Annotated in this window: 22 protein-coding genes; 12 read left to right on the top strand and 10 right to left on the bottom strand. The window is 66.0% G+C overall.

Annotation, left to right across the window (positions count from 1 at the left end):
* Positions 1–75 precede the first annotated feature (75 nt).
* Genes MZV50_RS07410 through MZV50_RS07400 form a run of 3 tightly spaced genes read left to right on the top strand, consistent with a single transcriptional unit; the run spans position 76 to position 3,367 of the window.
* Entirely contained in the window at positions 76–942 is an 867-nt protein-coding gene (locus MZV50_RS07410) for a transketolase (RefSeq protein ID WP_252633767.1), read from the top strand.
* Positions 939–1,898, top strand: coding sequence for a transketolase family protein (locus MZV50_RS07405; RefSeq protein ID WP_252633765.1), 960 nt, complete (start codon positions 939–941; stop codon positions 1,896–1,898). Before MZV50_RS07410 ends, MZV50_RS07405 begins: the two co-directional genes overlap by 4 nt.
* Complete coding sequence (locus MZV50_RS07400) at positions 1,898–3,367, top strand: FGGY-family carbohydrate kinase (protein ID WP_252633764.1); 1,470 nt, start codon at positions 1,898–1,900, stop codon at positions 3,365–3,367. Before MZV50_RS07405 ends, MZV50_RS07400 begins: the two co-directional genes overlap by 1 nt.
* A 204-nt stretch (positions 3,368–3,571) precedes the next feature.
* Here MZV50_RS07400 and MZV50_RS07395 read toward each other — a convergent pair whose 3' ends face one another.
* Positions 3,572–6,229 carry a TonB-dependent receptor domain-containing protein gene (locus MZV50_RS07395; protein ID WP_252633763.1) on the bottom strand — a complete coding sequence of 886 codons (2,658 nt, stop codon included), beginning with the start codon at positions 6,227–6,229 and terminating at the stop codon, positions 3,572–3,574.
* Positions 6,230–6,410: 181 nt separating this feature from the next.
* Between MZV50_RS07395 and MZV50_RS07390 the strand changes: the two genes are divergently transcribed.
* Complete coding sequence (locus tag MZV50_RS07390; protein WP_252633762.1) at positions 6,411–8,012, top strand: carboxylesterase/lipase family protein; 1,602 nt, start codon at positions 6,411–6,413, stop codon at positions 8,010–8,012.
* Positions 8,013–8,078: 66 nt separating this feature from the next.
* Here MZV50_RS07390 and MZV50_RS07385 read toward each other — a convergent pair whose 3' ends face one another.
* Entirely contained in the window at positions 8,079–9,677 is a 1,599-nt protein-coding gene (locus tag MZV50_RS07385) for a DUF1593 domain-containing protein (RefSeq protein WP_252633761.1), read from the bottom strand.
* A gap of 182 nt (positions 9,678–9,859) precedes the next feature.
* Between MZV50_RS07385 and tpiA the strand changes: the two genes are divergently transcribed.
* Entirely contained in the window at positions 9,860–10,660 is an 801-nt protein-coding gene (tpiA, locus tag MZV50_RS07380; protein ID WP_252633760.1) for a triose-phosphate isomerase, read from the top strand.
* Here the strand turns inward: tpiA and MZV50_RS07375 are convergent.
* The 5 genes from MZV50_RS07375 to MZV50_RS07355 form a co-directional block, all read right to left on the bottom strand.
* Positions 10,650–12,050: a DUF1593 domain-containing protein gene (locus tag MZV50_RS07375; RefSeq protein ID WP_252633759.1), complete on the bottom strand. Its 1,401-nt coding sequence runs from the start codon at positions 12,048–12,050 to the stop codon at positions 10,650–10,652. The two genes, tpiA and MZV50_RS07375, sit on opposite strands and share 11 nt — an antisense overlap.
* A gap of 98 nt (positions 12,051–12,148) precedes the next feature.
* Complete coding sequence (locus MZV50_RS07370) at positions 12,149–12,961, bottom strand: IclR family transcriptional regulator (RefSeq protein ID WP_252633758.1); 813 nt, start codon at positions 12,959–12,961, stop codon at positions 12,149–12,151.
* A gap of 60 nt (positions 12,962–13,021) precedes the next feature.
* Positions 13,022–14,347 (bottom strand): MFS transporter, encoded by a 1,326-nt coding sequence (locus tag MZV50_RS07365; RefSeq protein ID WP_252633757.1) that lies wholly within the window; start codon positions 14,345–14,347, stop codon positions 13,022–13,024.
* Between the two features lie 286 nt (positions 14,348–14,633).
* Positions 14,634–15,296, bottom strand: coding sequence for a 2-hydroxychromene-2-carboxylate isomerase (locus MZV50_RS07360; protein WP_252633756.1), 663 nt, complete (start codon positions 15,294–15,296; stop codon positions 14,634–14,636).
* A gap of 10 nt (positions 15,297–15,306) precedes the next feature.
* Entirely contained in the window at positions 15,307–16,047 is a 741-nt protein-coding gene (locus MZV50_RS07355; protein WP_252633755.1) for an SDR family NAD(P)-dependent oxidoreductase, read from the bottom strand.
* A gap of 97 nt (positions 16,048–16,144) precedes the next feature.
* Between MZV50_RS07355 and MZV50_RS07350 the strand changes: the two genes are divergently transcribed.
* Positions 16,145–16,651: a winged helix-turn-helix transcriptional regulator gene (locus MZV50_RS07350; RefSeq protein ID WP_252633754.1), complete on the top strand. Its 507-nt coding sequence runs from the start codon at positions 16,145–16,147 to the stop codon at positions 16,649–16,651.
* A 13-nt stretch (positions 16,652–16,664) separates the two neighbouring features.
* Here the strand turns inward: MZV50_RS07350 and MZV50_RS07345 are convergent, their stop codons facing one another.
* Positions 16,665–18,293, bottom strand: coding sequence for an ABC-F family ATP-binding cassette domain-containing protein (locus tag MZV50_RS07345; RefSeq protein WP_252633752.1), 1,629 nt, complete (start codon positions 18,291–18,293; stop codon positions 16,665–16,667).
* Between the two features lie 463 nt (positions 18,294–18,756).
* Here MZV50_RS07345 and MZV50_RS07340 point away from each other — a divergent pair, with 463 nt between their 5' ends.
* Together MZV50_RS07340 and MZV50_RS07335 are read left to right on the top strand one after the other, a co-directional pair.
* The gene (locus tag MZV50_RS07340; protein ID WP_252633751.1) at positions 18,757–19,956 is read left to right on the top strand and encodes a tyrosine-type recombinase/integrase; all 1,200 of its coding nucleotides are present in this window, start codon (positions 18,757–18,759) and stop codon (positions 19,954–19,956) included.
* 121 nt (positions 19,957–20,077) lie between these two features.
* On the top strand, positions 20,078–23,155 hold the full coding sequence (locus tag MZV50_RS07335) for a TrlF family AAA-like ATPase (protein ID WP_252633750.1): 3,078 nt from the start codon (positions 20,078–20,080) through the stop codon (positions 23,153–23,155).
* 169 nt (positions 23,156–23,324) lie between these two features.
* Here the strand turns inward: MZV50_RS07335 and MZV50_RS07330 are convergent, their stop codons facing one another.
* Positions 23,325–23,531, bottom strand: a complete 207-nt coding sequence (locus MZV50_RS07330) for a helix-turn-helix transcriptional regulator (RefSeq protein WP_252633749.1) — start codon at positions 23,529–23,531, stop codon at positions 23,325–23,327.
* A 214-nt stretch (positions 23,532–23,745) separates the two neighbouring features.
* Positions 23,746–23,982, bottom strand: coding sequence for a helix-turn-helix domain-containing protein (locus MZV50_RS07325; RefSeq protein WP_056440467.1), 237 nt, complete (start codon positions 23,980–23,982; stop codon positions 23,746–23,748).
* 97 nt (positions 23,983–24,079) lie between these two features.
* Here MZV50_RS07325 and MZV50_RS07320 point away from each other — a divergent pair, with 97 nt between their 5' ends.
* The 4 genes from MZV50_RS07320 (at position 24,080) to MZV50_RS07305 (ending at position 25,860) form a co-directional block, all read left to right on the top strand.
* Entirely contained in the window at positions 24,080–24,577 is a 498-nt protein-coding gene (locus MZV50_RS07320; protein WP_252633748.1) for a hypothetical protein, read from the top strand.
* Positions 24,578–24,615: 38 nt separating this feature from the next.
* A complete protein-coding gene (locus MZV50_RS07315) occupies positions 24,616–25,032 on the top strand; it encodes a hypothetical protein (protein WP_252633747.1) in 417 nt (138 codons plus the stop codon).
* 110 nt (positions 25,033–25,142) lie between these two features.
* Complete coding sequence (locus MZV50_RS07310; protein ID WP_252633746.1) at positions 25,143–25,373, top strand: sigma factor-like helix-turn-helix DNA-binding protein; 231 nt, start codon at positions 25,143–25,145, stop codon at positions 25,371–25,373.
* On the top strand, positions 25,366–25,860 hold the full coding sequence (locus tag MZV50_RS07305; RefSeq protein ID WP_252633745.1) for a hypothetical protein: 495 nt from the start codon (positions 25,366–25,368) through the stop codon (positions 25,858–25,860). Before MZV50_RS07310 ends, MZV50_RS07305 begins: the two co-directional genes overlap by 8 nt.
* Positions 25,861–25,900: the final 40 nt, after the last annotated feature.

Genomic DNA, 25,900 nt, shown 5'->3' with positions numbered 1-25,900 from the left:
GCTATTCGAAAGTTTTTCTTGTTTCTCGCCAAAGGTGCGGATACTCCAATTCCCAAGATGGAGGAGACCGGTTTGGTGGGAGCCCTGGACGCACGGCGAAAGGACGCCGGAGACGGACGCGTCGAGCGGGTGCGCCAGCGCGCCAACTGGATGCGCCGACGCAGCCTTCAGATGATCTACGAGGCCGGCCAGGGCCATCCGGGCGGCGATCTGTCGGCGACCGACGTCCTGGCCGCGCTCTATTTCGGCGTGATGCGCTTCGACCCCGCCAAGCCAACCGCGCCAGACCGCGATCGCTTCATCATGAGCAAGGGCCACTGCACGGGCGCGCTGTACACCGCCCTGGCGGGCGCGGGCTTCTTTCCCGAGGCCGAGCTGACCACCTACCTGCAGCCCAATTCGCGGCTGAATGGTCACCCCAATCGCACCTATCTGCCGGGCGTCGAGACCAACACCGGTCCGCTGGGCCACGGCCTGCCCGTCGCGGTGGGCGTCGCCATCGCCGGCCAGGTGGACAAGGCCGACTACCGCACCTTCGTCCTGACCGGCGACGGCGAGCTGCAGGAAGGCAGCATGTGGGAGGCGGCCATGCTGGCCGGCCATCGCAAGCTCGGCAATCTCACGGCCATCATCGACCGCAACCGCCTGCAGCAAGGCGCGCGCACCGAGGACACCAACGCCCTGGAACCCCTGGCCGACAAGTGGCGGGCCTTCGGCTGGGAGGTCGTCGAAATCGACGGCCACGACCCCGCCGCCCTACTGTCGGTCCTGGACGCGCCGGCGACGCCGCGCGATCGTCCGCGCTGCGTGATCGCCAACACGATCAAGGGCTATGGTATCTCCTTCATGCAGGATCAGGCGGGCTGGCATCATGGCGTGCCGAACGCCGAGCAATACGCCCAGGCCCAGGCCGAACTGACGAGCGCCAAGGATCACGCATGAGCGCCCAAGCTCCCTCCTCGCCCGGCCTGTTCGACTGCCGCGACGCCTACTCGCGCGCCCTGGAAGCACTGGCCGCCGCCGATGACCGGATCGTGGCCGTGGTCAACGACAGTGTCGGCTCCAGCAAGCTCGGCAAGTTTCGCGACCGCTTTCCCGAGCGTCTGATCAATGTCGGCATCGCCGAGCAGAACATGGTCGGCGTCGCCGCCGGCCTGGCCAACGGCGGCAAGATCCCCTTCGTCAGCGGCGCGGCCTGCTTCCTCACGGCGCGCGCCCTGGAACAGATCAAGGCCGACGTCGCCTATTCGTCGGCCAATGTGAAACTGTGCGGCATTTCCAGCGGCGTGGCCTATGGCGAGCTGGGCGCGACCCACCATTCGATCGAAGACCTGGCCTGGCTGCGCCCGATGCGCGGCCTGACGGTGATCGTGCCGTCCGACCCCTGGGAGACGGCCGAGGCGGTCAAGGCCGCCGCCGCTAGCGACCAGCCGACCTTCATCCGCATCAGCCGCATGCCGGTGCCGGAGCTCACCCACGCCGCCCCGTTCCAGATCGGCAAGGCCGAAGTCATGCGCGAAGGCCGTGACGTGGCGATCATCGCCGTCGGCACCCTGGTGTGCCGCGCCCTGGCCGCCGCCGAACAGCTGGCCGCCGAGGGCGTTTCAGCGCGGGTGATCAACATGGCCACCATCGCGCCCCTGGACGAGGCGGCGATCGTCGCCGCAGCCGCCGACTGCGGCGCCATCGTCACGGCCGAGGAGCACGTGGTGCGCGGCGGCCTGGGCGGCGCCGTCGCCGAGGTCACGGCCCTGAACCAGCCCGTGCCCATGCGCATCCTGGGCTTCGACGGATTCCAGCCGACCGGCTCGGCCGAGTGGCTGATGGAAAGGGCCGGTCTTACCGCCAAGGGCGTCGCGGCGGCCGCGCGGGACGTCGTCGCCAAGAAGATCCCCTGATGGCCGACGGCGCGATCCTGGCGATCGACCAGGGCACCACCAACACCAAGGCCCTGCTGGTCGCGTCCGACGGCGCGATCGTCGCCCGCGCCACGCGGCCAATGAGCCTGAACCATCCCCAGCCTGGCTGGGCCGAGCAGAACGCCGAGCACATCTGGACCAGCATCGTCGCCGTGATCGACGACCTGCTGGCCGCTGCTCCCGGCGCGTCGGTCGCCGCCGTGGCGATCAGCAACCAGCGCGAGACGATCGTGGCCTGGGACGCGGAGACCGGCCGCCCCGTCGCGCCGGCGATCAGCTGGCAGTGCCGCCGCTCCTCGGATCTCTGCGCCAGGCTGAAGGCCGAAGGCCTGGAGGCGCTCATCACGGCGCGCAGCGGCCTGGGCCTGGACCCATTGTTCCCGGCCGCCAAGCTGGCCTGGCTGTTGGAAACGCAGCCCACCGTCGCCAACCTGGCCCGTCAGGGCCGGCTGCGGGTCGGCACGGTCGATAGCTGGCTGGTCTGGAACCTGACGGCCGGCGCGGTCCATGCGACCGATCCCAGCAACGCCTCGCGCACCCAGCTCCTGAACCTACGGGCTCGCGCCTGGGATCCAGACCTGGCGCGGATCTTCGGCGTCCCCCTGGCCGTCCTGCCGGAGATTCGTCCCTCGGACTCCGCCTTTGGATCGGTCGCGGCTGGCGTCACCTCGCTGGCGCCGGGCATTCCCATTCATGCGGTGCTGGGCGACTCGCACGCGGCCCTGTTCGGTCACGTCCAGGCCTCGCCCGGCGCGGTGAAGGCGACGATCGGCACCGGCTCGTCGATCATGACGACGACCGACAGCCTGGTGGCCTCTGATCACGGCCTGTCGTCGACGATCGGCTGGAGCCGAGGCGAAGCCTGTGTCTACGCCCTGGAAGGCAACATCACCGTGTCGGGCCAGGCCGCCGCCTTCGCCACCCAGTTGCTGGGGCTGGCGGACGAACAGGCCCTGACAGACCTGGCGCTGTCGGTCGAGACCAGCGACGGCGTCGTCTTCGTGCCGGCCCTGGCCGGTCTCGGCGCGCCCCACTGGCATGATCGCGCCCGGGGCCTGATCAGCGGCATGAGCCTGGGCACGCGCCCGGCTCACGTCGCCCGCGCCGCCTTCGAGGCCATCGCCCTGCAGATCGCCGACGTCGTCACGGCCATGGAGGCCGACCTGGGCCGGCCGATCAGCGAAATCCGCGTCGACGGCGGGGCGACCCGCAACGGCGTCCTCCTGCAGCTTCTGGCCGACCTGATGGATCGTATCGTCGTGCGTCAGGACAGTCCCGAAGCCAGCGCCCTGGGCGCCGCCCGCATGGCCGCCCTGGCCCTGGGCGCGCCCCTGGTGGCGGACACCGCGCCCAGCCTGCGGTTCGAGCCCGCCATGCCGGCGGCGACGCGCGAGCGGATCTGGCGTGACTGGCGCGCCGCCATCGCCCGGGCCAAGCTGACCGCCTGAGGCCGGGCCGAGCGGCCCAATCCACGCCCCCCAGTACGAAAATGACCGCCGCGCCCGGGGAGGCGGCGCGGCGGTCATCGTCGGGAACGACGCGGAGGCGCCTTGGCGCGCGAGCGCGACCAGAGCCGCGCCTTCCCGGATCTCATGACGAAAAAATGCCCGCCGAGAGAGGAGGAGTGATCTCTCTCGGCGGGCTAGCGCAGGTTAGAATTTGGTCCGTACGCCGACCGAGACCAGCCGCCCCAGGGTGGAGCCGTTGGCATAGCCGTTGTTGGCGTTGCGCCACGGCGGGTCCTTGTCGAACGCGTTGTCGACATTGAGGGTCAGCATCGTGCCCGCCATCGGCCCCAGGTCGCCCAGGTCGAAGCCGGCATAGAGGTCGACGGTGTTGAAAGCGCCGACGCGGGACTGCGTCGCCTCGCCCAGGATCGGGTAGCCGCCGCTGTGGGTCAGCGTCGCCCGGGCGGTGATCTTGCCGAACGTGCCGCCGGCCGTGGCCACGTAGTTGAAGTGGTTCACGCCGTTCTTCAGACGATCGACATAGATGCCGTTGTTGGCGTCGCTGCTCTTGCGGTTCAGCGTGTAGGTGCCGCCGAAGCTGGCCGACAGCGAACCGAAGCTCATGGAGCGGTAGGCCTGCAGGTTGAAGTCGATGCCGTCCTGCTTGAGGCGGCCGCGATTGTACCGGCGCAGGTCATAGATCGCGTACGGACTGCTGTTGGCGAAGAACGCCGCCAGGGAGTCGAAGTTGTCGGCCCGGGCGCCCCGCGCGAACGTCTGCGCCTGCGCCAGCGTCGGATTGATGATGTAGAACGGCGCGTTGGAGGCGTCGGCATAGAAGGCCGCGCCGCCGTTGAGCCCGCCCGGATTGACGCTGATCACGTTGGAGAAGTCGACGTTGTAGTACGTCAGGCTCAGCGTCACGCCCGGCAACGGCTTGGGCTTGAAGTCGACGCCCAGCGACCAGGTGTCGGCCGTCTCGGGACGCAGGGTCGGGCTGCCGCCGGAGATGTACAGGATCGGGCGGAAGACATCGGTGGCCGGATCGCCGGGGCGCAGGTTCAACGTGATCGGAATCGAGGTCACGCGGGCGTCGACCGCGCCCGTGGTGTCGGCCAGGCTGGGCGCGTGGAACGAGGTGCCCCAGTTGCCGCGGATGCGAACGCCGTCGAACGGGGTGTAGTTGAAGCCGATCTTCGGATTGGTCGTGCCGCCGACGTCGCTGTAGTCGTCGTAGCGAACCGAACCGGTCAGATCGAGCGCCTGCAGGAACGGCTTGGCGTTGTCGGCCCCGACCAAGGGCACGAAGACTTCGCCGAACACCGACTTGACGTTGCGCGAGGACGAAACCGCGTTGCGCTTGGGCGTGGCCTTCGGACCGAAGGCGATGGCCGCGTCGATGCTCTCGTGATGGTATTCGGCGCCGACGGCCAGTCGCACGTCGCCGCCCGGCATCCGGAACAGCGCGCCATCGGCGACCAGCCGGCCCTCGCCCAGATCCTGCTTGGCCTTCGAGATGTTGGTGTAGTCGCGGATCGCCGACAGCACCGCTCCGTTGGTCTGGCCCAGATTGTAGGGGTTGAGCGCGGTGGCGGTCGTCGCCGCGCGCAGCGCGGCGTCAACGACGGTGGTGTTGATCGAGCCCTCGTTGGTCTCGTTGTAGCTGTGACCGAAGTTGGCCATGCCCCGAAGCTTCCAACCGCGCCCCAGGTTAAGGTCGAACGTCGGGGTGACGCCTTCGGAGCTGAACTTGGCCGGGTTGTTCGTGCTGTCGCCGAACACCGACGCGTAGTTGAACAACACCGACTGGCTCGTTTCCGTCCCGATCGGGCGGAAGAACGGGTTGGCGGAGGTGATCGTCGAGTTGGTCGAAAGCGGCGCGGTTTTGCTGTTGGTCTTGCGGATGGAGTAGTAGCCGGTGACATTGACCGTCAGATCGTCGGTGATCCGCTGGTCCAGGGTCGCGAAGACCGTATGGCGACGCTCGCGCGGATAGATGTCGGCATAGTCGGTGGCGTCGCACAGGTTCCGCGTTCCGGCCACCAGGCCCGGCATCGCATAGTTGACCCCAGCGGCGGTGATGTTGGTTGCTGCGCAAGTCGCGACGCGACGGTCCGTCCCGCCTCTGGCGCGCTGGTCCTGGGTGACGTAGTCGCGCTCACGGCCCTGGATGTCGTCATGCCAGGCATAGGCGTAGGACGCCGAGAACGCGCCACTGCCCCAGTCCTTGCCCATCGTCAGATTGGCGTCGAGGGTGTGGTAGCCGTCGGCCACGCCGTACTTGCCCGAGACCTCGGCCCCCGACATGCGCTTGCGGGTGATGAAGTTGACTACGCCGCCGATGGCGTCGGAGCCGTAGATCGACGACCCGCCGTCCGGGATCACTTCGACACGCTCGATGATACCGGGCGGGATCACGGTGGGATCGACGTAGGTCTGCAGGATCCCGGCCCCGACGACGCGGTGGCCGTTCAGCAGGACCAAGGTGGTGGTGCCGCCCGAGGCCCCCAGGCCTCGCAGGTTGGTCTGGGCGATCGGCTGGCCGAAGGTGGCCGTGACCGCGGGGAAACCGTTGAAGTTGCTGATCTGCGGAATGGTGGCTAGCAGGTCGTTGGTGCTGGCGGCACCGCTGGCGATTACCTCGTCCTTGCCAACGCCGATGACATTCGTGCCGACGGGCGCCACGCCGCGCAGCAGGGTGCCCGTGACGACGACTTCCTCGACCTGGACGGCTTCGGCCGGCGCTTGATCGTCGGCCTTGGCCGTCTGGGCGCCCGCCGGTCCACTCGTCGCCATGGCGATGACCGCCAGGCTGGCCGAAACAAAAGCCCCACGCATGGTGTCGCGAGTTCTCACTGCCACGTCCCCTCTCCTAATCCCTGCGCCGCCGGCTCGTTATGGCTCGACGGTCCCTTTGATGCTTTCATCCGTAACCCATGAATCTCCGAATGACAATTGACTACTTTCGAATATTTTCGTATTTCAGCATCAATCTGAAAACGAACGCGAAAATGCGTATGACAAACCCAGGGAGGGGTTGGGAATGAGCGAACGGACCCAGGTTTCCAGGCGGACGTGGATGACGTCGGCGGCGGCCGCGGCCGGTGTCCTGGCGGTTTCATCCGCCGCGCGGGCGGCTGGCGCGGGCGTCGCGACGCCGGTCGTCCAGACCAGCCATGGCCCCGTGCGCGGCCGCGTCGAGGACGGCGTCAACGCGTTCCGCGGCATCCGCTACGGCGCGCCGCCGATCGGCGCCCTGCGCTTCCGCCCACCGCAGCCGCCCGCGAAATGGTCCAAGGTGTTCGAAGCCGACACGTTCGGCGCGGCCGCCATGCAGACGCCCGGCGCCGACGCCCCCAAGACCGAGGAGCACAGCGAGGACTGCCTTTTCCTCAACGTCTGGAGCGCGGGCCTCGACGCCAAGAAGCGCCCGGTCATGGTGTGGTTGCACGGCGGCGGCTTCTGGGAGGGCGCGGCCGGCCGCCCGACCTATTACGGCGACCATTTCGCCCGCGACGGCGTGGTGCTGGTCTCGGTCAATCACCGCCTGAACGTCTTCGGCTTCGCCCAACTGCCCGACAGCTGGGGGCCTGCCTACAAGTCCTCGGGCCTGGCGGGGATGCTGGACATCGTCCTGGCCCTGCAATGGGTGAAGGCCAACATCGCCCGCTTCGGCGGCGATCCGAACAACGTCACGATCTTCGGCGAGAGCGGCGGTGGCGCGAAGGTGTCGCTGCTGCTGGGCATGCCGCCGGCCAAGGGCCTGTTCCACCGCGCCATCATTCAGAGCGGCGCGGGCCTGAACGCCGCGCCGCGCGACTACGCCCAGACCCTGGGCGGCGCCCTGACCGACGTCCTGGGCGTCAAGGCCGGCGACGTCGCGGCCTTGGGCGCGGTCGACGCCAAGACGATCTTCGACAGCCAGAAAGCGGCGGTGGAAAAGGCCAAGGGCGCGGCCAAGGCGGGCTTCCTGACCGATGGCTTCGTCCCCAGCATCGACGGCCAGGCCCTGCCGCGTGGCCCGTTCACGCCCGGCCCCCAGCCCTGGATCGCCGACGTGCCGCTGCTGATCGGCACCAATCGCGACGAAATGACCCTGTTCCTGGCCAACGCGCCGGCCGTGATCAACCAGACCGACGCCGAGTTCGAGAAGGGCGTTCGCGATGCGGCGCCCGCCAAGGCCGACCAGATCATCGCCGTCCTGCGCGCGGCCCATCCCGGCGCGACGCCCGGCGACCTGACCATCGCCTTCCAGACGGCCAAGACCTTCTGGATCGACTCCGTCACCCTGGCCGAGCGCAAGCTGTCCCAGCCCGCGCCCGTCTGGATGTACCGGATGGACTGGGACAAGTCGCCGGCGCTGGGCGGCAAGCTCAAGGCGGCCCACGCCATGGAGCTGTCGTTCGTATTCAGCACCCACGATAACATCCGCTTCTTCGTCGGACCGGGCGACGGCCCCAATCGCATGGCCGCCCAGATGCACCCGGCCTGGGTCGCCTTCGCCAAGACCGGCAATCCGCAGACGGCGAACCTGCCGAACTGGCCGCGCTACGACACGGTGCGTCGCCAGACCATGATCTTCAATCTGGAGAGCAAGGTGGAGAGCGATCCGCAAGGGGATCTGCGCCGCCTGATGGGCGCCTAGGGTCGACAACAGCCTCCCCCTAAAGGGCGGGAGACGGACACCGTCTCCCGCCCTCCTTTTTTCAGACTACTTGGCGACCGTCACCACCACGTGGGCGTAGCGCGTCAGCGATGGTCTGCCGTCATCGGTCGCTTCGGCGATCACGTGGATCGTATCGCCGGGCTTGGCGTCGACCGGCACGCGCAGCTTGGCGGACGCCGTGTCCGCGCCCCGCACGTCGACCACCCCCGCATAGGTACCGGCCTTGGCCCAGGGCCACCAGCGGACCGCCACCTTGTCGTGGTCGGGATCACTGACGCCGGCCGCCAGGGAGACCGTCTGGCCGGGTCGCGCGGTGATCAGCCGCGCGCCCTTGATGGCGATCTTCGGCTCGTGGTTGGCGTCGGCGTAGCGTGGCGTGGTCGCCCAGATGAAGCGCGCGGCGAAATCGCGCTGCGACTGGGCCAGGAACGGATGGGTCGGCGCGCGCTTGAACTCGGGCGCCTTGCCGCCAGCGACGGCCGCCAGGTTCGCCGTCATCTCGCCCGAGATCGCCGAGCGTCCGCCCTCGTGATAGCCGCCCCAGCCACCGAACGAGCTGGCGCGATAACCCTCCAGGCCATTGTCGATCAGGTTCAGGTAGGTGACCGTGTCACCCTCGCCGATCGCCGAGCCCTTGGCCTCGACCGGCGACCAGACGACATAGCCCTCGGCCCGCAACTGTTCGGCCGTTTTTCCCGCCTCGCCGAAATAGTCGAAGATGTCCCCCTTCACCATCTGCCGGCCATCGCCCCAGGTGCGATAGAAGGCGCCCAGGGGCCCCTTGTCCGAGATGTTGGCCTTGGTCCAGTCGGCGCTCATGTAGACCGCGTCATCCTCGCTCAGCGTGCGCTGGGACATGTAGCTGATCATGACCCCGCCCTTGGGCTCGACGTAGCGGATCTCCGGCCAGTTGGGCTTGATGTACTTGGCGTAGGTGTCGTCCTGGTCGCCCGACGGATGGATCACCGCCTTGCGGATCACCTTGGCGCGGATCGCCGCCCATTGGGGCGTGCCCTCGTACTGTTCCTGGATCGCCTTCAGCGCCCGGGCGATCGTGCTCTGGCCGCCCCAGGCGTGCAGGTAGATCGGCGCCTCCTCGTCATCCAGCAGCAGCGCCTTGATCAGGTTCGAGCCGTCGGTGTCCTTGGACATCTCGCCATCGAAATCGACATTACCCCACCGCACCTTCGACCGCAGGGCGGCCGGCGTCGGATAGGCCGGATCGTGGACCTTTAGGTTCGGATAGGCCTTGGCGTAGGCGTCCAGGGCGTCGTCGATGAAGCGCTCCTTGGGATCCCAGCGCCATGACGTGCAGGGACAGATCTCACGGCCGACGCGGGTGTACTCGCGCCCCGCCACGAAGCCCTTCCCGCCCTTGCCGTCGCCCTTCCAGTGGAACTGGCTGCTGGCGTAGATCAGGCCCTCGGTCCGGAAGCTGGGCGCGTAGAGCAGATAGCGGACCAGGGAGTTGGAGTCGTCCAGCTCCGGGTCGGCGGTGATCACCACGCGCGGCTTGGCGCCCGGCGGGGTTTCCAGATAGCGCGGCGGCGCGGCCTTGGCGGGCGCCGCCCAGGAGGCGCCGGCGCCCGACAGCGCCAGGCAGGCGCTCGTCAGGACGATCGCGGCCTTGAAGCCTTTTCCCATGTCGTTTCCTTCCCTTTGTTCTTCATGGATCGCACAGCCGCGGCGCGTTTCCGTCCGCGCCAGGCGAGCAACCTCGATCCCGCCGTATATTGACGTTTATTTTCGTTTGCTTTCGATTTTGCAAGTCGCTAGCACGCTGCGACCGGGCCGACGTGCAGAAAAAACGCCCTAGGGAGGCCGCCATGACGCTCGCCACATCCAGCCTGGTGGTTGGCAACTGGAAGATGAACGGCCTTCGCGGCGACCTCGCCGAGCTGGAGGCGATCGCCGAGACAGCTGGCGCCTGTGGGAGCGTCGAGGTGGCGCTGGCGCTGCCCGCCACCTTGATCCTCGCGGCCAGCGCCGCGTTTCCGACCCTCTCGTTCGGCGCTCAGGACATTCATGCGCAAGCGGGCGGCGCCTTCACCGGCGGCGTCTCGGGTGCGATGATCCGTGACGCGGGCGGGCGCTTCACGCTGGCGGGACACAGCGAGCGGCGCGCGGGAGACGGCGATACCGACGCCCAAGTGAAGGTCAAGGTCGAAGCCGCCCGCCGCGACCGCCTCTCGGCGATCCTGTGCGTGGGAGAGGACGCGGCGCTTCGCGACGCCGGTCGGGCCGAACACGAGGTCGGCGAGCAGCTTCGCGCTTGCCTGCCGCGAGACGGCGACGGCCTGGTCGTGGCCTATGAACCCGTCTGGGCGATCGGAACGGGCCGCACGCCCACGCTCGACCAGATCGCCAGCATGCACGAGGCGCTGCGCCGGACCTGCGTCGCGCGCCTAGGCGCGACGGGCGGGGCCGTCCGCCTGCTCTACGGCGGCTCGGTCACCGCCGCCAACGCCGGCGAGATTCTGGCGCTGGACAATGTCGACGGCGTCCTGGTCGGCGGCGCTAGCCTTCGGGCGGAGACCTTCACGCCCATCATCCAGGCCGCCCAGGCGCTGGCGGCGCGGAGCGGGCGGCCATGGCAAGGCCTGGCGGTCGCCGGGCCTAGGGCGTGACGTTCACCAGCAAGCGGCGGTAGCGGGTCAGCGCCGGAACGCCCGCATCGCGGACCTCGAGTACGACGTGATAGGTCGTCGGCGCGGTGACGGCCGGAGCGACGAAACGGGCCTGGGGCTTGTCGGCGTCCGCCAGCTCCAGGCGCGGCGGGTTCACGCCCGGCTTGGCGGTCGGTTCCGCGTACTGCCACCAGCGATAGGTCAGGGCGTCGCCATCCGGATCGCTCGTCCCCTTGGCGTCGAGGGTCACGGTCTGGCCGGCCTTGGCCTCGCTGGTCACCACCTCGCCGCCGGCCACGCCGTTCAGCACCAGCTTTGGCGGATGGTTGGCCTTGGCGCGGTCGGGCGTCAGGGTCCAGCCGATCCGGGCGGCGAAGTCGTTCTGGAAGGCGTCACGCCAGCGGAAGATCGTCGCCTGATTGCTGAGGATCCGCGCGCCGTCGCTGCCGACCACCATGTCCTGGGTGTCGCCGTACTGGACCCCGCCCTCGTAGGTCGGCGCATAGCGGCCGCCCCAGCCGCCGTACTCGGGATGGCTCGGGTCGTTCAGGCCGTTGGGGATCAGCCACAGGAAGGCCGGCGTGTCGCCTTCCATGATGAACTTGTGCGGCGGATACAGCTGGCCCAGCGGCCCGCGCCGGATGTTGGTCTCGAGCCAGGCGTTGGTCACCTTCTCGGCGGCCGGCCAGTTGGCCGGCCGCAGCACGTCGGCCGAGATGCCCGTCCAGGCCGCCAGGCCGTACTGGCTCCAGGCATGGACGCTGGCGATCCAGAAGACGCCGGGGAAATTCTGGCGGATCCAGGCGCCGGCGTCGTCCTGGTCGGAGATCGAATAGACCCGCAGCTTGGCGACGAAGGCCGCCAGTTGCTGCGGGCTGCGCGTGGCGCGGACGGTCCACAGCGCCTGGGCCAGGTCCGCCGCTCCGCCCCAGACCGAAACATAGACGGGTCGCGGATCGGGTGCGTCGACCCGCTCGATGATCAGCCGCGAGGCCTCGTTGTCCTTGCCCTCGCCGACGCCGCTCATGCCGTAGGTCGCGCGCCCGGAACGGACCAGGCCGGCCAGGCGCTCGGCATCCGGATAGCCGTCGGCCTGCCGACGCAGGTTGGGCAGCACCTGGCCATAGGCCGCGATACGCTCGCGCATCAACTGGGGCTGGACGCGGTCGCGTTGCCAGGTCGACGTGGTGGCGACCAGACCTTCCAGGTCCAGCTCGTTGGCATACAGCAGCAGGCGAACCAGGGACTCGGAATCATCCGGCTCGTTGCCGATGTCCGACAGGACGATAGCCCGGGGTTTCGACGGCGCCTGGGCCTGGGCGGCCGACGCCGCGCACAGGACGGACAGACCACACAGGGCGGCTCGCCAGGACCTTGACCAGGACGTCATCGAATTCCCTCTCCGTGCGCTGTCGGCGTGCTTTGCGCCGAGGACTACTTTCCTTTCAGTTATCTTCGATCTTCTTCGTACGCAATTGCTTTGCCAGCCTAGGTCCCGAACCATCCCAGTTGAGCGCTGATGTCCCGGCACAGGCCGCGCAGCTCCTCCAACGCCACGTCGCGTCCCGGGGCCGCCAGGACGTCCGGGCTTAGCGCCGTCGCCGTCAGCACCGCCCGCCCCTGCAGGTCGAAGATCGGGAAAGCCGTGGCGCGCAGACCGGGCACCATCGCGCCCTCCACATGGCCAAAGCCCCGCGCGCGGACCTCCAGGCGTAGACGCTCGGCATCGGCTCGCTTCAAGGGCCCCGCCTTCAACTCGCGCTCCACCAGGTGGTCGGTCTCGGCGTGAGGAACGAAGGCCAGGAAGGTCTGGCCCGTCGCCGAATACAGCAAGGGCAGCACCGAGCCGACGTTGAACGAGGTCATCACCGCCGGACGGCCCATGTTCCAGCGCACGATCGTCGGCCCCAACGGGCCCAGCGCGGCGATCTGCACCGTCTGGCCGGTGCGTTGGGTGAACTCGATCATGGCCGTGTCGACCAGCCGGAAGGCGTCGATCCGCGCCAGCGCCACCAAGCCCAGCTTCAGGGCCTTGGGACCCAGGTCATAGCGCCCCGTGTCCGGATCCTGGATCGCCATGCCGGCGCTGATCAGGCTCTGCAGATAGCGGTGGACCTGCGGCGCGGCCATGCCACTGGCCTGGGCGACGGCGCTCAGCGTCGAGGCCTGCCCCAGCGCGCCCAGCGACTCCAGCACGTTCAGGCCGATCTCGACCGATTGGATGCCACGCCGTCGCGCCGTCTCGGACGCGGGCTTCGCCGTCCTGGCCATGATCTCGTCCTCCAGTGGGCCGCGCGGCATCGTCCGCGCGCCCGCCTCCCGTCGATCCACCACGAACACTCGCGGGACGCCAGGACATGATCAGGCGCGCCGCACCGCGCCCAGGGCGAAGATCGCCAAAGCGGCGACAATGGCCGGGCCCACGCAGGTCATGATGATCGCCGTCGGGGTCCAGTGGGCCGCCAGCATCATTCCGCCGGCCAAGGGACCGGCGATCGCGCCGATCCGGCCAACGCCCAGCGACCAGCCCACGCCCGTCGCGCGGATGGCGGTCGGATAGACCGAGGCGGCCAAGGCGTTGCAGCCGATCTGGGCGCCGACCACCCCGAAGCCAGCCAGGGCCGCGCCGACGAGCAAGAGCTTCAGGTCGGTGTCGCCCAGGGCGATCACGGCGATGAACACGGCCGACGCCGCATAGGCGCCGCCCAGCACGAGATACGGGCTGAACGCATCGATCAGCCGGCCCAGCACGATGGCCCCGACCACGCCGCCCAGGTTCAGGGTCGCGGTCGACAGGATAGCCATGCTCAGCGGCAAGCCCGCGCCCTTGAGCAGGGTCGGCAGCCAGTTCACCAGGAAGTACATGACCAGCAGGTTCATGAAGAACGCCACCCACAGCAGGGCCGTGACGGGCGCGCGGCCCTCGGTGAACAGCTGGTAGACCGAGAAACCCTCGGCCGCGCTGGCCTGTTCGTCCCGCGTCGCGCGGGCGAACTCTGCCGCGGAGGCGTCCGGATCGATGCGCCAGACGATGGCCCCGATGCGATCCTCGGACGCTCCGCGCGCGGCCAGGAAACGGACCGATTCCGGCAGCTTCAACGCCAGCACCGGCAGCAGCAGCAGCGGCAGGACGCCGCCCACCACGAAGACCGACGGCCAGTCAAAGCGGGCGATCAGCCAGGTCGAGAACAGGCCGCCCAGGGTCGAGCCCAGGGGGAAGCCGCAGAACATCACCGTCACCAGCGTCGCCCGCAGGCGCGCCGGCGCGTACTCGCTGGTCAAGGCGATGATGTTGGGCATGGCCGCGCCCAGGCCGATGCCGGTCAGAAAGCGATAGGTCAGCAGCCCATCCATACCGCTCGCCGTCGCGGTCAGCAGACCGAACAGGCCGAAGATCGCCGTAGAGATCAGGATGATCGTCTTGCGCCCGAAGCGATCCGCCAGCGGGCTGAGCACGAAGGCTCCGACCGTCAGGCCCAGAAGGCCGACGGCGAAGATCGGGCCGAACGCGGCCGGCTTCAGCCCCCAGACCTCGGCGATGCGGGGGGCCACATAGGCGATGGCCTGGGTGTCGAAACCGTCCAGCATGGCGATCACCGCGCACAGCGCCGTGACGCCAAACTGCAGCGGTCCGAAGCGCGCGCGATCGACGATCGCGTTGCCGGTCACTCCGCCAGGAACAGCCATGGTCGTTTCCTCCTTCCGGAGCGCGCCTTGCGTGGGCGGGCTCTCGTCTCACGCGGCAAATCAGTCAGATGGCGGACGGCCCGACCTCGATGGTCAACGGCGACAGGCCCTCGAGGTGGCGGCGGCCGGCGCCGGGGCTGGCGGGAAATGCTCGGCGTTCACCGAACGATCGGCGACACCTAGGCAATAGCTGTACCGATCATTCATCATTGTCAAATGTATTGCTTATTGTGAAACCGCGTCATGGGCGCGGTTCGACGCCGCGGGGTCGTCGCGGTCGGCAGGCTTAACGACGGTGGGCAGCGGCGGCCCGCCAGTGAGTCCAGGCTCGCCCGGCCTGATAGTCCTCATCCAGCTCATCCTCGACCTGGCCCAGCCGGTCCTTGCCGAAGAAGATTTCCTCACCGACGAAGAAGGTCGGGATGCCGAACGTTCCCCGCGCTACGGCCGCCTCGGTATTGGCGGCCAGTTCGGCCTTGACCTCGGCGTCCCCCGTCGCGGCCAGAAGCGCTTCGCCGGGAAGGCCCGCCGCGTTGGCCGCGGCCACGAACACCGCCCGGTCATCCAGCTTCAGCCCCTCCTCCCACATGCCCTTGAGCATCGTGTCGAGATAGACCTCGCCCACACCCGCGCGCTGGGCCGCGATCATGCCGCGCATCAGCAGCAGGGTGTTGACCGGGAAGTGCGGATTGAACCGAAAGGCCGAAAGATCACGCGCGGCGATGAAGCGACGCATCTCCAGCAACTCGTAGTCCATCTTGCCCTTGATCCCGCCGAAGGCGATGGCCGGCGCCTGGTTGCCCGTGGCCTTGAAGATACCGCCTAGCAAACAGGGCAGCAGGTTCACCCGCGCGCCATGGCGGGCGGCGATGGCGGGCAGCAGCTTCCAGGCCAGGTAAGCGTTGGGGCTGCCGAAATCGAAGATGAAGTCGACGGTCTTGGCGGTCATGCGATGCGTCTCACCAGGTTTCGGCCCAAGGCCGCAGGTCGATCTCGTGGGTCCAGGCCGAGCGCGGCTGGTTGTGCAGCCAGACGTAGTTCGCGGCGATCTCGTTGGGCTTCAGGATCTGGTCGGCGGTCAGCAGATCGTCGACATCGTCACGCATCGAGCGGATGAAGACCCCGTCGATCGATCCATCCACGACGACGTGAGCCACATGAATGCCCTTGGGGCCCAGTTCGCGCGCCGCGCTCTGGGCCACCGCCCGCAGGCCGGCCTTGGCCGAGGCGAAGGCTCCAAAGCCTTCCTTGCCGCGCAGAGAGGCGCTGGCGCCGGTGAACAGGATCGTGCCGCGGCCGCGCGGAACCATGACCCGCGCCGCTTCGCGCACCGTGAGAAAGCCAGCGAAGCAGGCCATCTCCCAGACCTTGGAAAAGACCTGCGCCGTGGTCTCGACCAGGCCAAACCGAACGTTCGCGCCGACGTTGAAGACGACCACCTCCAGCGGCCCGACCTCGGCCTCGATGCGTTCGACCAGGGCCGCCATGTCGGCCTCCTGACGGGCGTCGACGCCGTAGGCGCGAGCATCACCGCCAGCCTCGGCGATCTCGCCGGCGAGAGCCTGCAATTGATCGAGATGGCGCGGGCGACGGGTCATGCAGACGACGTAGCCCTCGGCCGCGAAAGCCCGGGCGATCGCCGAGCCCACGCCGTCGCCCACACCCACCACTAGGCACGCGCCCTTGCGGCTGTCCGTCATCGCCGGCTCCTCCCTGCGTGTAGTTGTTGATTCAAGTTCGTATTGAATCTGTACGGAGTCAAATGCAGAATGGGGACGATCCAGAGGCCATGACCCGATGAAGTGGGACGACCTGTCCGCCCAACCCTGCTCGATCTCACGCGTCCTGGCGGTGATCGGCGACCGCTGGACGCTGATGATCCTGCGGGACTGCTTCCTGGGGATCCGGCGGTTCGAGCTGTTCCAGCGGCGCCTGGGGGTCTCGCGCACCATCGTCGCCGATCGGCTGCGGACCCTGGTACAGGCCGGCGTGCTGACCCGGCAGGCCTATCAGAACAATCCGCCGCGCCATGAATACCGCCTGACCGACAAGGGCCTGGACCTGCATCCCGTGGTCATGGCCATCGCCCATTTCGGCGACACCCACTACGCGGGCGAAGCCGGACCGCCGGTGCTGCGGCGGCACAAGGGCTGCGGGTGCGATTTCCACCCGGTGCAGGTGTGCTCCGAATGCGGCGAGCCGGTCACGGCCCGGCAGGTCGAGACGCGGGCCGGTCCCGGACTCCCCGCGCCTTCGGAAATCTCGCCCTGGTCGTCCGTGGAGGACCCGGCTCGGGCGGTTTGAACGGCGAGCGCCGCTAGCCTCCCGGGTGCAGCCCCGGCGCTTCCTGGCCCGTGCGGGCGACATATTCGGTATAGCCGCCGCCGTACTGATGGATGCCCTCGGGCGTCAGTTCCAGCACGCGGTTCGACAGGGCCGCCAGGAAGTGGCGGTCGTGCGAGACGAACAGCATGGTGCCCTCGAAGTCCGCGAGGGCCGCGACCAGCATCTCCTTGGTCACCATGTCGAGGTGGTTGGTCGGCTCGTCCAGCACCAGCAGGTTCGGCGGATCGAACAGCATCTTGGCCATGACCAGACGCGCCTTCTCGCCGCCGGACAGCACGCGGCAGGGCTTCTCGACATCGTCGCCGGAGAAGCCGAAGCACCCCGCCAGGGTGCGCAGCGCGCCCTGCCCGGCCTGAGGGAACGAGCGTTCCAGAGACTCGAAGATCGTCTCCTCGCCGTCCAGCAGGTCCATGGAGTGCTGGGCGAAATAGCCCATCTTGACGCTGGCCCCGATGTTGACCGCGCCCTGATCGGGCTTGGTGTCGCCCGCCACCAGCTTCAGCAGCGTCGACTTGCCCGCCCCGTTGGCGCCCAGGACGCACCAGCGCTCCTTGCGGCGCACCAGGAAGTCGAGACCGTCGTAGATCGGCTTGTCGCCATAGCCCTTGTGGACGTTGCGCAGGCTGATCACGTCCTCGCCCGACCGCGGCGGGCTCTGGAACTCGAACTGCACCGTCTGGCGACGGCGCGGGGCCTCGACGCGCTCGATCTTGTCGAGCTTCTTAACCCGGCTCTGAACCTGGGCGGCGTGCGAGGCGCGCGCCTTGAACTTCTCGATGAACTTGATTTCCTTGGCCAGCATGGCCTGTTGGCGCTCGTACTGCGCCTGGCGCTGCGCCTCGCTGAGCGCGCGTTGCTGGTCGTAGAAGTCCAGATCGCCCGAATAGGTGATCAGCTGGCCGCCGTCGATCTCGACCACCTTGCCGATGATGCGGTTCATGAAGGCGCGGTCGTGCGACGTCATCAGCAGCGCGCCGTCGTAGTTCTTGAGGAACGCCTCCAGCCAGATCAGGCTTTCCAGGTCCAGGTGGTTGCTGGGTTCGTCCAGCAGCATGCCGTCGGGCCGCATCAGCAGGATGCGGGCCAGAGCCACGCGCATCTTCCAGCCGCCGGACAGCAGGCCGACATCGCCGTCCATGCGTTCCGAACTGAAGCTCAGGCCGGCCAGCACCTCGCGCGCCCGCGCCTCCAGCGCATAGCCGTCCAGTTCCTGGAAGCGCTCCAGCACCTCGCCATAGCGTTCCATGACGGCGTCCAGCTGGTCGGCCTGGTCCGGATCGACCATGGCCGCTTCCAGCGTGGCCATCTCGGCCGCCAGCGCGCTGACCGGGCCGACGCCATCCATGACCGCGGCGACCGCGCTCTGGCCCGCCATCTCGCCGACATCCTGGCTGAAATAGCCGATCCGCATGCCGGGATCGATCGTGACCAACCCGTCGTCGGGTTGCTCCTGGCCGGTGATCATGCGGAACAGCGTCGTCTTGCCCGCGCCGTTCGGGCCGACAAGCCCGACCTTCTCGCCCTTCTGAATGCCCATCGAGGCTTCGATGAACAGGATCTGGTGGCCGTTCTGCTTGGAGATGTTGTCGAGGCGGATCATGGGCGGTCTGCTAACGCGAGCGCAGCCAGAACGCCACCCCTTGAACCGTATCAATTCCAGGCGCGCGCCCGCTCCGCGCTCCGCCGGGCGCTCATGACAAGCCCAACCGAGTCGGCTCGCCGAGCGGTCTGCTACTGTATTACGAAAACGCCTCGGAGGCGGAGCCGGGCTCGGGAGTAGTGGCGGTGAGAGAGTCCGCCAAACCAGTAGTCCCATACCGCATCATGCGCGCCCGCCACGTCCCATTATCTAGCTGATTTAATAAAATAATCTCGGCTCACGCTCCTGCGTTGTCTCTCGACGTCCCACCAAATTTCAGGTACAAAATAGGACCGAAAGTGGGGCCCGAAGTGGGGCCGAAAATGGTGAGCGGCCGATTTCGTCAGCACGACAGACCGGGATTGCCCGAAGTGGGGCCGGGAGACCGTTGGAAAGTGGGGCCGCCCTAAGTTGGAGGTTTGGTATGGGACGATCGCTCCACAAACTAACCGCGATCCAAGCGGCGAAGCTGAAGGCGCCCGGTCGACATTCCGATGGCGGCGGTCTCTACCTTTCGATCGATGACAGCGGGCGGCGGCGCTGGGTGTTCATCTACACGCGCGGCGCCAAGCGCACGGAATTGGGCCTGGGCGGCGGGCGCGACCTGTCGCTCGCCAACGCCCGTGTCGAGGCGGCGGCGTTCCGGACTATGCTTGCGGACGGCCTCGATCCCAAGGTTGAGCGCGCGAAGGACGACCAGGCACAGACCTTCGGCGCCTTTGCTGACGCCTACGTCGAGGCGATGCGCCCATCATGGCGAAACGATAAGCACGCCGCGCAGTGGAAGATGACCTTGACCAAGTACGCCGCCCCAATCCGTGAGCGACCGGTCAACGAACTGACCACTCAGGATATCTTGGACGTGCTGCAACCCCTATGGACGCGCACGCCGGAAACCGCCGAACGCCTACGTGGCCGGATCGAGAACGTGTTGGACGCCGCCAAGGCGAAAGGTTTGCGTACAGGCGAGAACCCGGCTCGCTGGCGCGGCCACCTCAACCAGCTCCTACCCAAGCGCCAGAGACTTGCGCGCGGCCATCATGCTGCGTTGGCCTACGATCTCATCCCCGACTTCATGGCCAATCTGCGCACGCGCAGCGCCGTGGCGGCGCGCGCGCTAGAGTTCGCGATCCTGACAGCTTCCCGCTCTGGCGAGGTGTTGGGCGCGACTTGGAACGAGATCGATCTGGACAAGAGGGTTTGGATCATACCGGCGACGCGCATGAAGGCCGGAAGGGAACACCGCGTGCCGCTATCGGCTCGCGCAATGGAGATTGTCGAGGCGCAGTTTGACGACGGCAAAGGCTACGTGTTCGCCGGGCCAAAGCCTGGAAAGCCTCTGTCATCGATGGCGATGGCGATGCTCCTTCGGCGCATGAAGTCGGGCATCACCGTCCACGGCTTCCGCTCCACGTTCCGCGACTGGGCATCGGAGACGACGGGCTTTTCGCATGAGGTTTGCGAGATGGCGCTGGCCCACACGATCGCCAACAAGGCTGAGGCCGCTTACCGGCGTGGGGACCTATTTGATAAGCGCCGCAAACTGATGGACGCCTGGACCGGCTATTGCGGCGCGCAGAAGGGCGACAAGATCGTTCAACTGCGACGTAGCGCGACGCCCTGACCTAGGGATTTGTGGTGAGCGTGCACCACCCGCTACGCTAAACATCTCCCCGCCCAGCGCGCTTGGGTTGCGGCGGCGCCGCAAGGAGCGCTACCTTGAGGGGAAATGCCAAGGGGGGCAGATGAGCGGCAAACATCCACGGGGATCCGTGTGGAGAGAATGGGACCTCCACATCCATACTCCGGCGTCCTTCTTCTGGAAGGGGCAGAAGTTCTTAGGCGACTCTACCGCCGCCGCCAACAATCCCTTGGTTGATGAGATGATTGGCGCGCTGAACGATGCAAAGCCGGCTGTCTTTGGCATTATGGACTATTGGAATTTTGACGGTTGGTTCGCGCTGAAAAATCGCCTGGGGCAACCCGGTGCGCCGACACTGAACAAAACCGTTTTTCCCGGGATCGAATTGCGCATCTCATCGCCGAAAGGGCGATTAAACGCGCATATGATCTTCTCGGACAAAGCCTCCGATCAAGACCTTCGCGATTTCGTGTCAGCGATGCGGATCGAACTCATCGATAAGCCATTATCGACCGCCGCTTTGATCGAATGCGCGCGGGATGCGGGCGCGGATAAGCTCAAGAAGCACGGATACAAAAAGGAAGACGTGGATGGTGATAACGCCATCGCTTTAAAGGCTGGATACGAAATCGCGGAACTAAAGGTCGAGCCATATCGGGAGGCGCTGAAGCGACTGCCTGAAGGACTCGCGGTCGGCTTCATGCCTTTTGGTACTTACGACGGGCTCGGCGACATAAACCCAATGGATCACTACGCCTATGCTTTGAGTCTATTTCGAGCCTCGACGATCTTCGAGGTGAGGGACGACCCGACCTGGCACGCATTTGTTGGAACGAAGACACCCCAAAACGAGAAGTTCTTTGATGCCTTTAAAGCGGCGCTCGGCGGGGTCCCCAGGTTGCCGGTGTCGGGCAGCGACGCTCACTGCTTCGTTGGCGTCGCCGGCGACAACAACCAGCGCGGCTATGGGGGCTTTCCATCAGGGCGCAAGACCTGGATTAAGGCCGACCCAACCTGGGAAGGACTTCTCCAAGCCATCAAGGAGCCGGAGAAGCGCTGCTACATTGGAGCCGTTCCCCCAAAGGTCGAAAAGGTCAACTCGGACCGCACTTTCTACATCGACAGAGTGGAACTCCAGAAAGTCGCTGGAAGCACTTTGGCTGACGATTGGTTCGACGGGGTTCATCTACCGCTGAACCCGGACCTAGTAGCGGTGATTGGAAACAAGGGGAGCGGTAAGAGCGCGCTTGCCGACGTGATCGCGCTCCTGGGAAACTCAAAAGACGCCCGACATTTTTCCTTCCTTCGACCGGAAAGGTTTCGCGGAAAATCTGGAGAGCCCGCTCGTCAGTTCAACGGATCGCTGCATTGGCGCGCAGGCCTCCCCAACGAGGCAAATCTTGCTGACAATCCGTCGGCCGAGCGCGTTGAGTTGGTCAAATATATCCCGCAGGGGCGCTTCGAGGCGCTGTGCAACGATCATGTGACCGGCAAGTCAGACGCGTTCGAGATCGAGCTGAGATCCGTGATCTTCGACCACCTTGGCGACGCGAGGATGGGCGCGCTGAGCTTCGATCAGCTCACCGAGCAGCAAGAAATAGGTTTCAGGGCCACACTTGGGGAGCATCGTAAGAACTTAGGTGCACTCAATCGAACGATCGCGAGCATAGAGCGAAACCTGCACCCAACGATCAAGGACAATCTCGAAGAGCAGATCAAGCTCAAAAAGCTTCAGCTTGCCGAACTTGACGCCGCAAAACCCCAAGAGGTTCCGGAGCCCACCGGGGATCTCAATGAAGAGCAGGCGGCAGCCGCAGCACGACTCGGTGAAATCTCCGAGACGCTGAAAATATCCACCGAAGCCGAGAAGGCGCTATTGGAGGGGCAAGGTAGTTCGCGAACGAAGCTCCAAGCGGCAAAAACGGTTCTCGACCGCCTCGCAATTCTTCAAGGTCAGATCGCGCTTTTCGAATCCGACGTATCCGAGGACTTGGCGAAGATCGGCATGGCGATCGCCGCCATCGTCGAACTCAAAATCGACAGTGCTCCCTTAAGGGCGTCGATTGCCACCTTCGACGCGGAGATCAAGGCCGGGGCGACGAAGTTGGAGCTGATTGGGGCAGATCGGCAGAAGCTCGATGGTGAGGCTGCTGCCTTGCGAGAGAAGCTGAACGAGCCCCAGCGCTTGCGGCAGGCGTACAACGAGGCCTTTAAAATATGGGAAGCCCGTCGCAATGCCTTGGTGGGAAGCGACGAAACGCCAGATAGTATTAAAGGTTTGGAGAAGCGGCGGGAGCTCGTGATGAACTTGCCCGAGCGTTTTCAAGTGCGCTCGGACGAACGTCTTGAGATCGTGCGCAAAATCTATGACGTCCTTTCCCAACAAAGAGAGGCGCGGTCATTGTTATTCAAGCCACTTCAGGACGTGATCCAGGCAAATAGATTGATCCGAGACGAGTACAAGCTTCAGTTTGAAGCCAACCTCAACGTTTTTCATGAGGCAGTGTCGGAGACTCTTTTCTCTATGGTCAAGCAGAACATCGGCGCCCTTAGAGGCGAGGACGAGAGCCGGTCTGCGATCAAGCAGCGGGTGGATCAGGTTTCCTTCAACGGCCGCGAGGGAGCGGTCGGGTTTGTCCAGTCGGTCGCCACTCTTCTCGAAGAAAGTAGCAGGCAATCGGAGCCGGCTGGCAAAGGCATTCTCGCAATCATGCGCAAAGATAGACAACCCGAAGAGATTTATGACTATCTATACGGTTTAGAATACATAGAGCCGAAATATACATTATTATTTCAGGACACGCCTATTGAGCAACTTTCTCCCGGCCAGAGGGGCGCTTTGTTGTTGATATTTTATTTGCTGGTCGACAGGGGGCGTAATCCCATCATTCTTGATCAACCTGAAGAAAATTTAGATAACGAAACGATCGTAAATCTACTTGTACCGGTTATCTGCGAAGCGAAGAAAAATCGGCAGATCATCATGGTGACGCACAACCCCAATCTTGCTGTAGTTTGTGATGCGGAGCAGATCATTCGTGCTTCCTTTGACCGACGTGGGAAGTCAGCGATCACTTATCAGTCCGGTTCAATCGAAGACGGGGTCATCAATTCTCACGTCGTCAATGTGCTGGAGGGAACCAAAGGCGCTTTCGATAACCGCAGTGGCAAGTACCATTGATGCTGGGATGGGCCGGCTGCTCAGCCGCATGGCATGGCGACCATGCGGAGCGCGGCTTAAGCCGCATGCCTAGCCCCAGCCTGGCGAAGAGCGGCCGGTAAAGGGTGAGCGAAGCGCATCGCCGTAGGCGACGGCGTAGCCGCCCTTGGGGGGCGATCTCCGTCAGGCCCTACCCCGCCCTGTCTTCCATTCGATAGCCGGCGGGGTCAGCGACCCACCGGTTGATCGCGGATTCCCGCCACCCGGCGCCATGGATGCTGATCTGCACTTGGCGGGGAAACGAGCCGTCTTGGATCTTACGGTAAAGGGTTGAGCGGCTCAGGCCCGTGCGTTGCAGCACGGTTCGGATACGAAGAATACGGTCGGGTTCGGCCATCGCGACAAGCTCCACAGACTGGGATCTCGGGGCATTCGGTGGACCAGAATTGGATCGGTAAGCGGAGGCTGCAAGACCGTGCAGGGCCAAAGCGTACTTGGGCGTGCAAAGACAGGCTCTGGGCGCCCTCTAGCGTAGGCTCAAAGGGCCTGCGGTGGGCCGTGCGCGAGTGGGCGGTGGCTGGCCGGGGCCAGCAGACCGGACTGCCTGAGCCCTACTTCTTCAAGCGCACGCCTGGGCCGGCCGTATCGTCGGCCATCTGAAAGATGACGCCGGCCGCCTCCAGCGCACGCTGTACGGCTTCCACGTTATCGACCGAGCTACGACCTGGTCCAACGGCGCTTTCCATTCGGCGGATCGTCGGCAAGGACAGGCCCGCCGCCTCCGCGAGCTTGGGTCCGCTCCAATCGACAAGCGCCCGCGCCGCCCGGATTTGCGACGCCGTCAGCACGGCATTTTACTATTAGTAAAGTTCACGATACTTTTCGCTTGTCGAAAGAGGTGGTCGATGATACTAAAGGAGTAATACACACTCAGGATCACGAGTCATGAGCTCACGTCGAAAGGCGGGAAGCGCGCCTGCGCGCTTGCCTGAACCGTCGAGGCGCACCGTACTGGCCGGCGCGTCGGCGGCACCACTGATCAGTGGCCTCGTGCCATATACCGTCACAAGCGATCCCAACCTTGCCATCTGTCAGCAATGGATCGCCATGGACGTTGAGCATCGCCAGCTTCTAGCAGAATGGGGCACCCTCGAAGGTTGGCTGATCAAAAATCGCGGGTGGTTCCGCCTGTCGCCTGATGAGCGGGCCGTAGTCCGAGAGGGCGCGCGGTTTTCGCAGATCGAGGCGCGGCTCGATGAGTTGGAGACCGAAAGCCACGTCCTTCTCAAGGCTATGCGCCCAGCCCCGGCCAAGAGCGTCGAAGCGGTCATCGCCAACCTATCGGTGGCGGGGCGCCTAATCTTCGAGGAAGACCATCCAGAGGCGCACGGGCTGATCGTCAGAGCCGTCCGCGACCTCGCCAAACTCAGCACGCCAAAATGAGCCGCCGGGCGCCCAGACGACGCGGCGGCGATTGGATTTTGGCGTACACCTTCCGCCGCAACGCAGCGGGCTTTCACGAGGCCGCCGAGACGGCGCAGGATCGTCACCCGGAGGTGACCCGCTATTTCCTGGCAATCGCGATCGAACTGGCGCTCAAGGCCTATCTGCTTGATCGCGGGATCAGCGACAACTGGAACCGTGTCTATCTCCGCCACGACCTGAGCAAGGCGTTGAGGTTCGCGCGGCGCGCTGGGTTCAATGGCGCCCCGGCGGCCCTTCCAGAATTGGCCGCGCTTCTCAGCCCGTACTACCAAATCCATGCCATTTCACAGATGCCGCCGGAGGTCGTCGCGTCGGTCTGTTGGTCGCGGGCCTGCGCGACAGTTCGGAATCTGATCGACGCCGTTGTCGAAGCCGCCGGGTTTGATGCTTCCGATCGTGAAGGCGTCGCGTGATGGTGTGCTTGCGCATGCCTTGGCCACTTGTGGTCAGCCAGGGGTGGCGGTGGCGACATCCCGATCTCTGGCGCGGCCGTGTCTTCGATCCACATGACGCCCGGCAAGTCATGTCGTACGCGGTGCTCCGCCTTCGGCGTAACACGCGGGACGTCTTCCTGCTCAATCAGATTGAAGCGCTCGACTACGCGCTGATCGCTCGCCACCTAGGGCTCTCCGTCGGCGACGTTCAGGCGCGTCTGGCCGACGCGCTCTGCGAGATTTCCCGCACGGTCGATCTGATCGAGCGCATCCGCCCTAAGCCCGTCAACCTTTCCAATGCGGAGCATCCCGATGTCTGACGACAAGGAGCCCTTCGCCGTTTCCCGGCGCGTCGTCATTGGCGCGGCCAGCGCTGCGCCGGTGGTCGCCGGCGCGAGTGGCGCCGCAGTCCCGGACGCGGCCGTCGCTCGCTGCGCCGAGTGGCTGGCGCTCGACGCGGAAATCGACCGTCTGGGTCTGCGCTGGTCGGATCTGGAGACCATCCTCGTGCGCCAGAAGCGATGGGAGCGCATGACGCCAGAGAAGCGGGGAGAGCTGTTGCCCTCCGAAGAGATGGACGCCATCGACGCGCAGTTGAAGCCGCTGTTCGACCAACGCGAGGCCTGGCTCGAAGCGCTGCCCAAGGTTCGCGCGCACGACATGCACGGCGTGGCCGCCAAGCTGGAGGTGGCTCTACAGGTCATGGTCCATCAGCAGGGCGACGGGTACGACCTCTTCAAGGCGACGATGGAGGAGCTGCGCACCGCGCACTGTCCGAACTGCGGGGCGCCCGTTTGCAAGCGCTAGCCGCACCACCCGCAGCAACCGCCTTTCCTATCCCAACCTG

The sequence above is a fragment of the Caulobacter segnis genome (assembly GCF_023935105.1).
Classification (GTDB): Bacteria; Pseudomonadota; Alphaproteobacteria; order Caulobacterales; family Caulobacteraceae; genus Caulobacter; species Caulobacter segnis_B.
This window is presented reverse-complemented; position numbering and strand designations above follow the sequence as displayed.

Coding starts and splice junctions, on each gene's coding strand:
- MZV50_RS07305 (WP_252633745.1), top strand. CDS start 25,366: ATGTCTGACGACAAGGAGCCCTTCGCCGTTTCCCGGCGCGTCGTCATT.
- MZV50_RS07320 (WP_252633748.1), top strand. CDS start 24,080: ATGAGCTCACGTCGAAAGGCGGGAAGCGCGCCTGCGCGCTTGCCTGAA.
- MZV50_RS07345 (WP_252633752.1), bottom strand. CDS start 18,293: ATGATCCGCCTCGACAACATCTCCAAGCAGAACGGCCACCAGATCCTG.
- MZV50_RS07335 (WP_252633750.1), top strand. CDS start 20,078: ATGAGCGGCAAACATCCACGGGGATCCGTGTGGAGAGAATGGGACCTC.
- MZV50_RS07340 (WP_252633751.1), top strand. CDS start 18,757: ATGGGACGATCGCTCCACAAACTAACCGCGATCCAAGCGGCGAAGCTG.
- MZV50_RS07355 (WP_252633755.1), bottom strand. CDS start 16,047: ATGACGGACAGCCGCAAGGGCGCGTGCCTAGTGGTGGGTGTGGGCGAC.
- MZV50_RS07385 (WP_252633761.1), bottom strand. CDS start 9,677: ATGGGAAAAGGCTTCAAGGCCGCGATCGTCCTGACGAGCGCCTGCCTG.
- MZV50_RS07390 (WP_252633762.1), top strand. CDS start 6,411: ATGAGCGAACGGACCCAGGTTTCCAGGCGGACGTGGATGACGTCGGCG.
- MZV50_RS07405 (WP_252633765.1), top strand. CDS start 939: ATGAGCGCCCAAGCTCCCTCCTCGCCCGGCCTGTTCGACTGCCGCGAC.
- MZV50_RS07310 (WP_252633746.1), top strand. CDS start 25,143: ATGTCGTACGCGGTGCTCCGCCTTCGGCGTAACACGCGGGACGTCTTC.
- MZV50_RS07360 (WP_252633756.1), bottom strand. CDS start 15,296: ATGACCGCCAAGACCGTCGACTTCATCTTCGATTTCGGCAGCCCCAAC.
- tpiA (WP_252633760.1), top strand. CDS start 9,860: ATGACGCTCGCCACATCCAGCCTGGTGGTTGGCAACTGGAAGATGAAC.
- MZV50_RS07370 (WP_252633758.1), bottom strand. CDS start 12,961: ATGCCGCGCGGCCCACTGGAGGACGAGATCATGGCCAGGACGGCGAAG.
- MZV50_RS07365 (WP_252633757.1), bottom strand. CDS start 14,347: ATGGCTGTTCCTGGCGGAGTGACCGGCAACGCGATCGTCGATCGCGCG.
- MZV50_RS07375 (WP_252633759.1), bottom strand. CDS start 12,050: ATGACGTCCTGGTCAAGGTCCTGGCGAGCCGCCCTGTGTGGTCTGTCC.
- MZV50_RS07330 (WP_252633749.1), bottom strand. CDS start 23,531: ATGGCCGAACCCGACCGTATTCTTCGTATCCGAACCGTGCTGCAACGC.
- MZV50_RS07400 (WP_252633764.1), top strand. CDS start 1,898: ATGGCCGACGGCGCGATCCTGGCGATCGACCAGGGCACCACCAACACC.
- MZV50_RS07350 (WP_252633754.1), top strand. CDS start 16,145: ATGAAGTGGGACGACCTGTCCGCCCAACCCTGCTCGATCTCACGCGTC.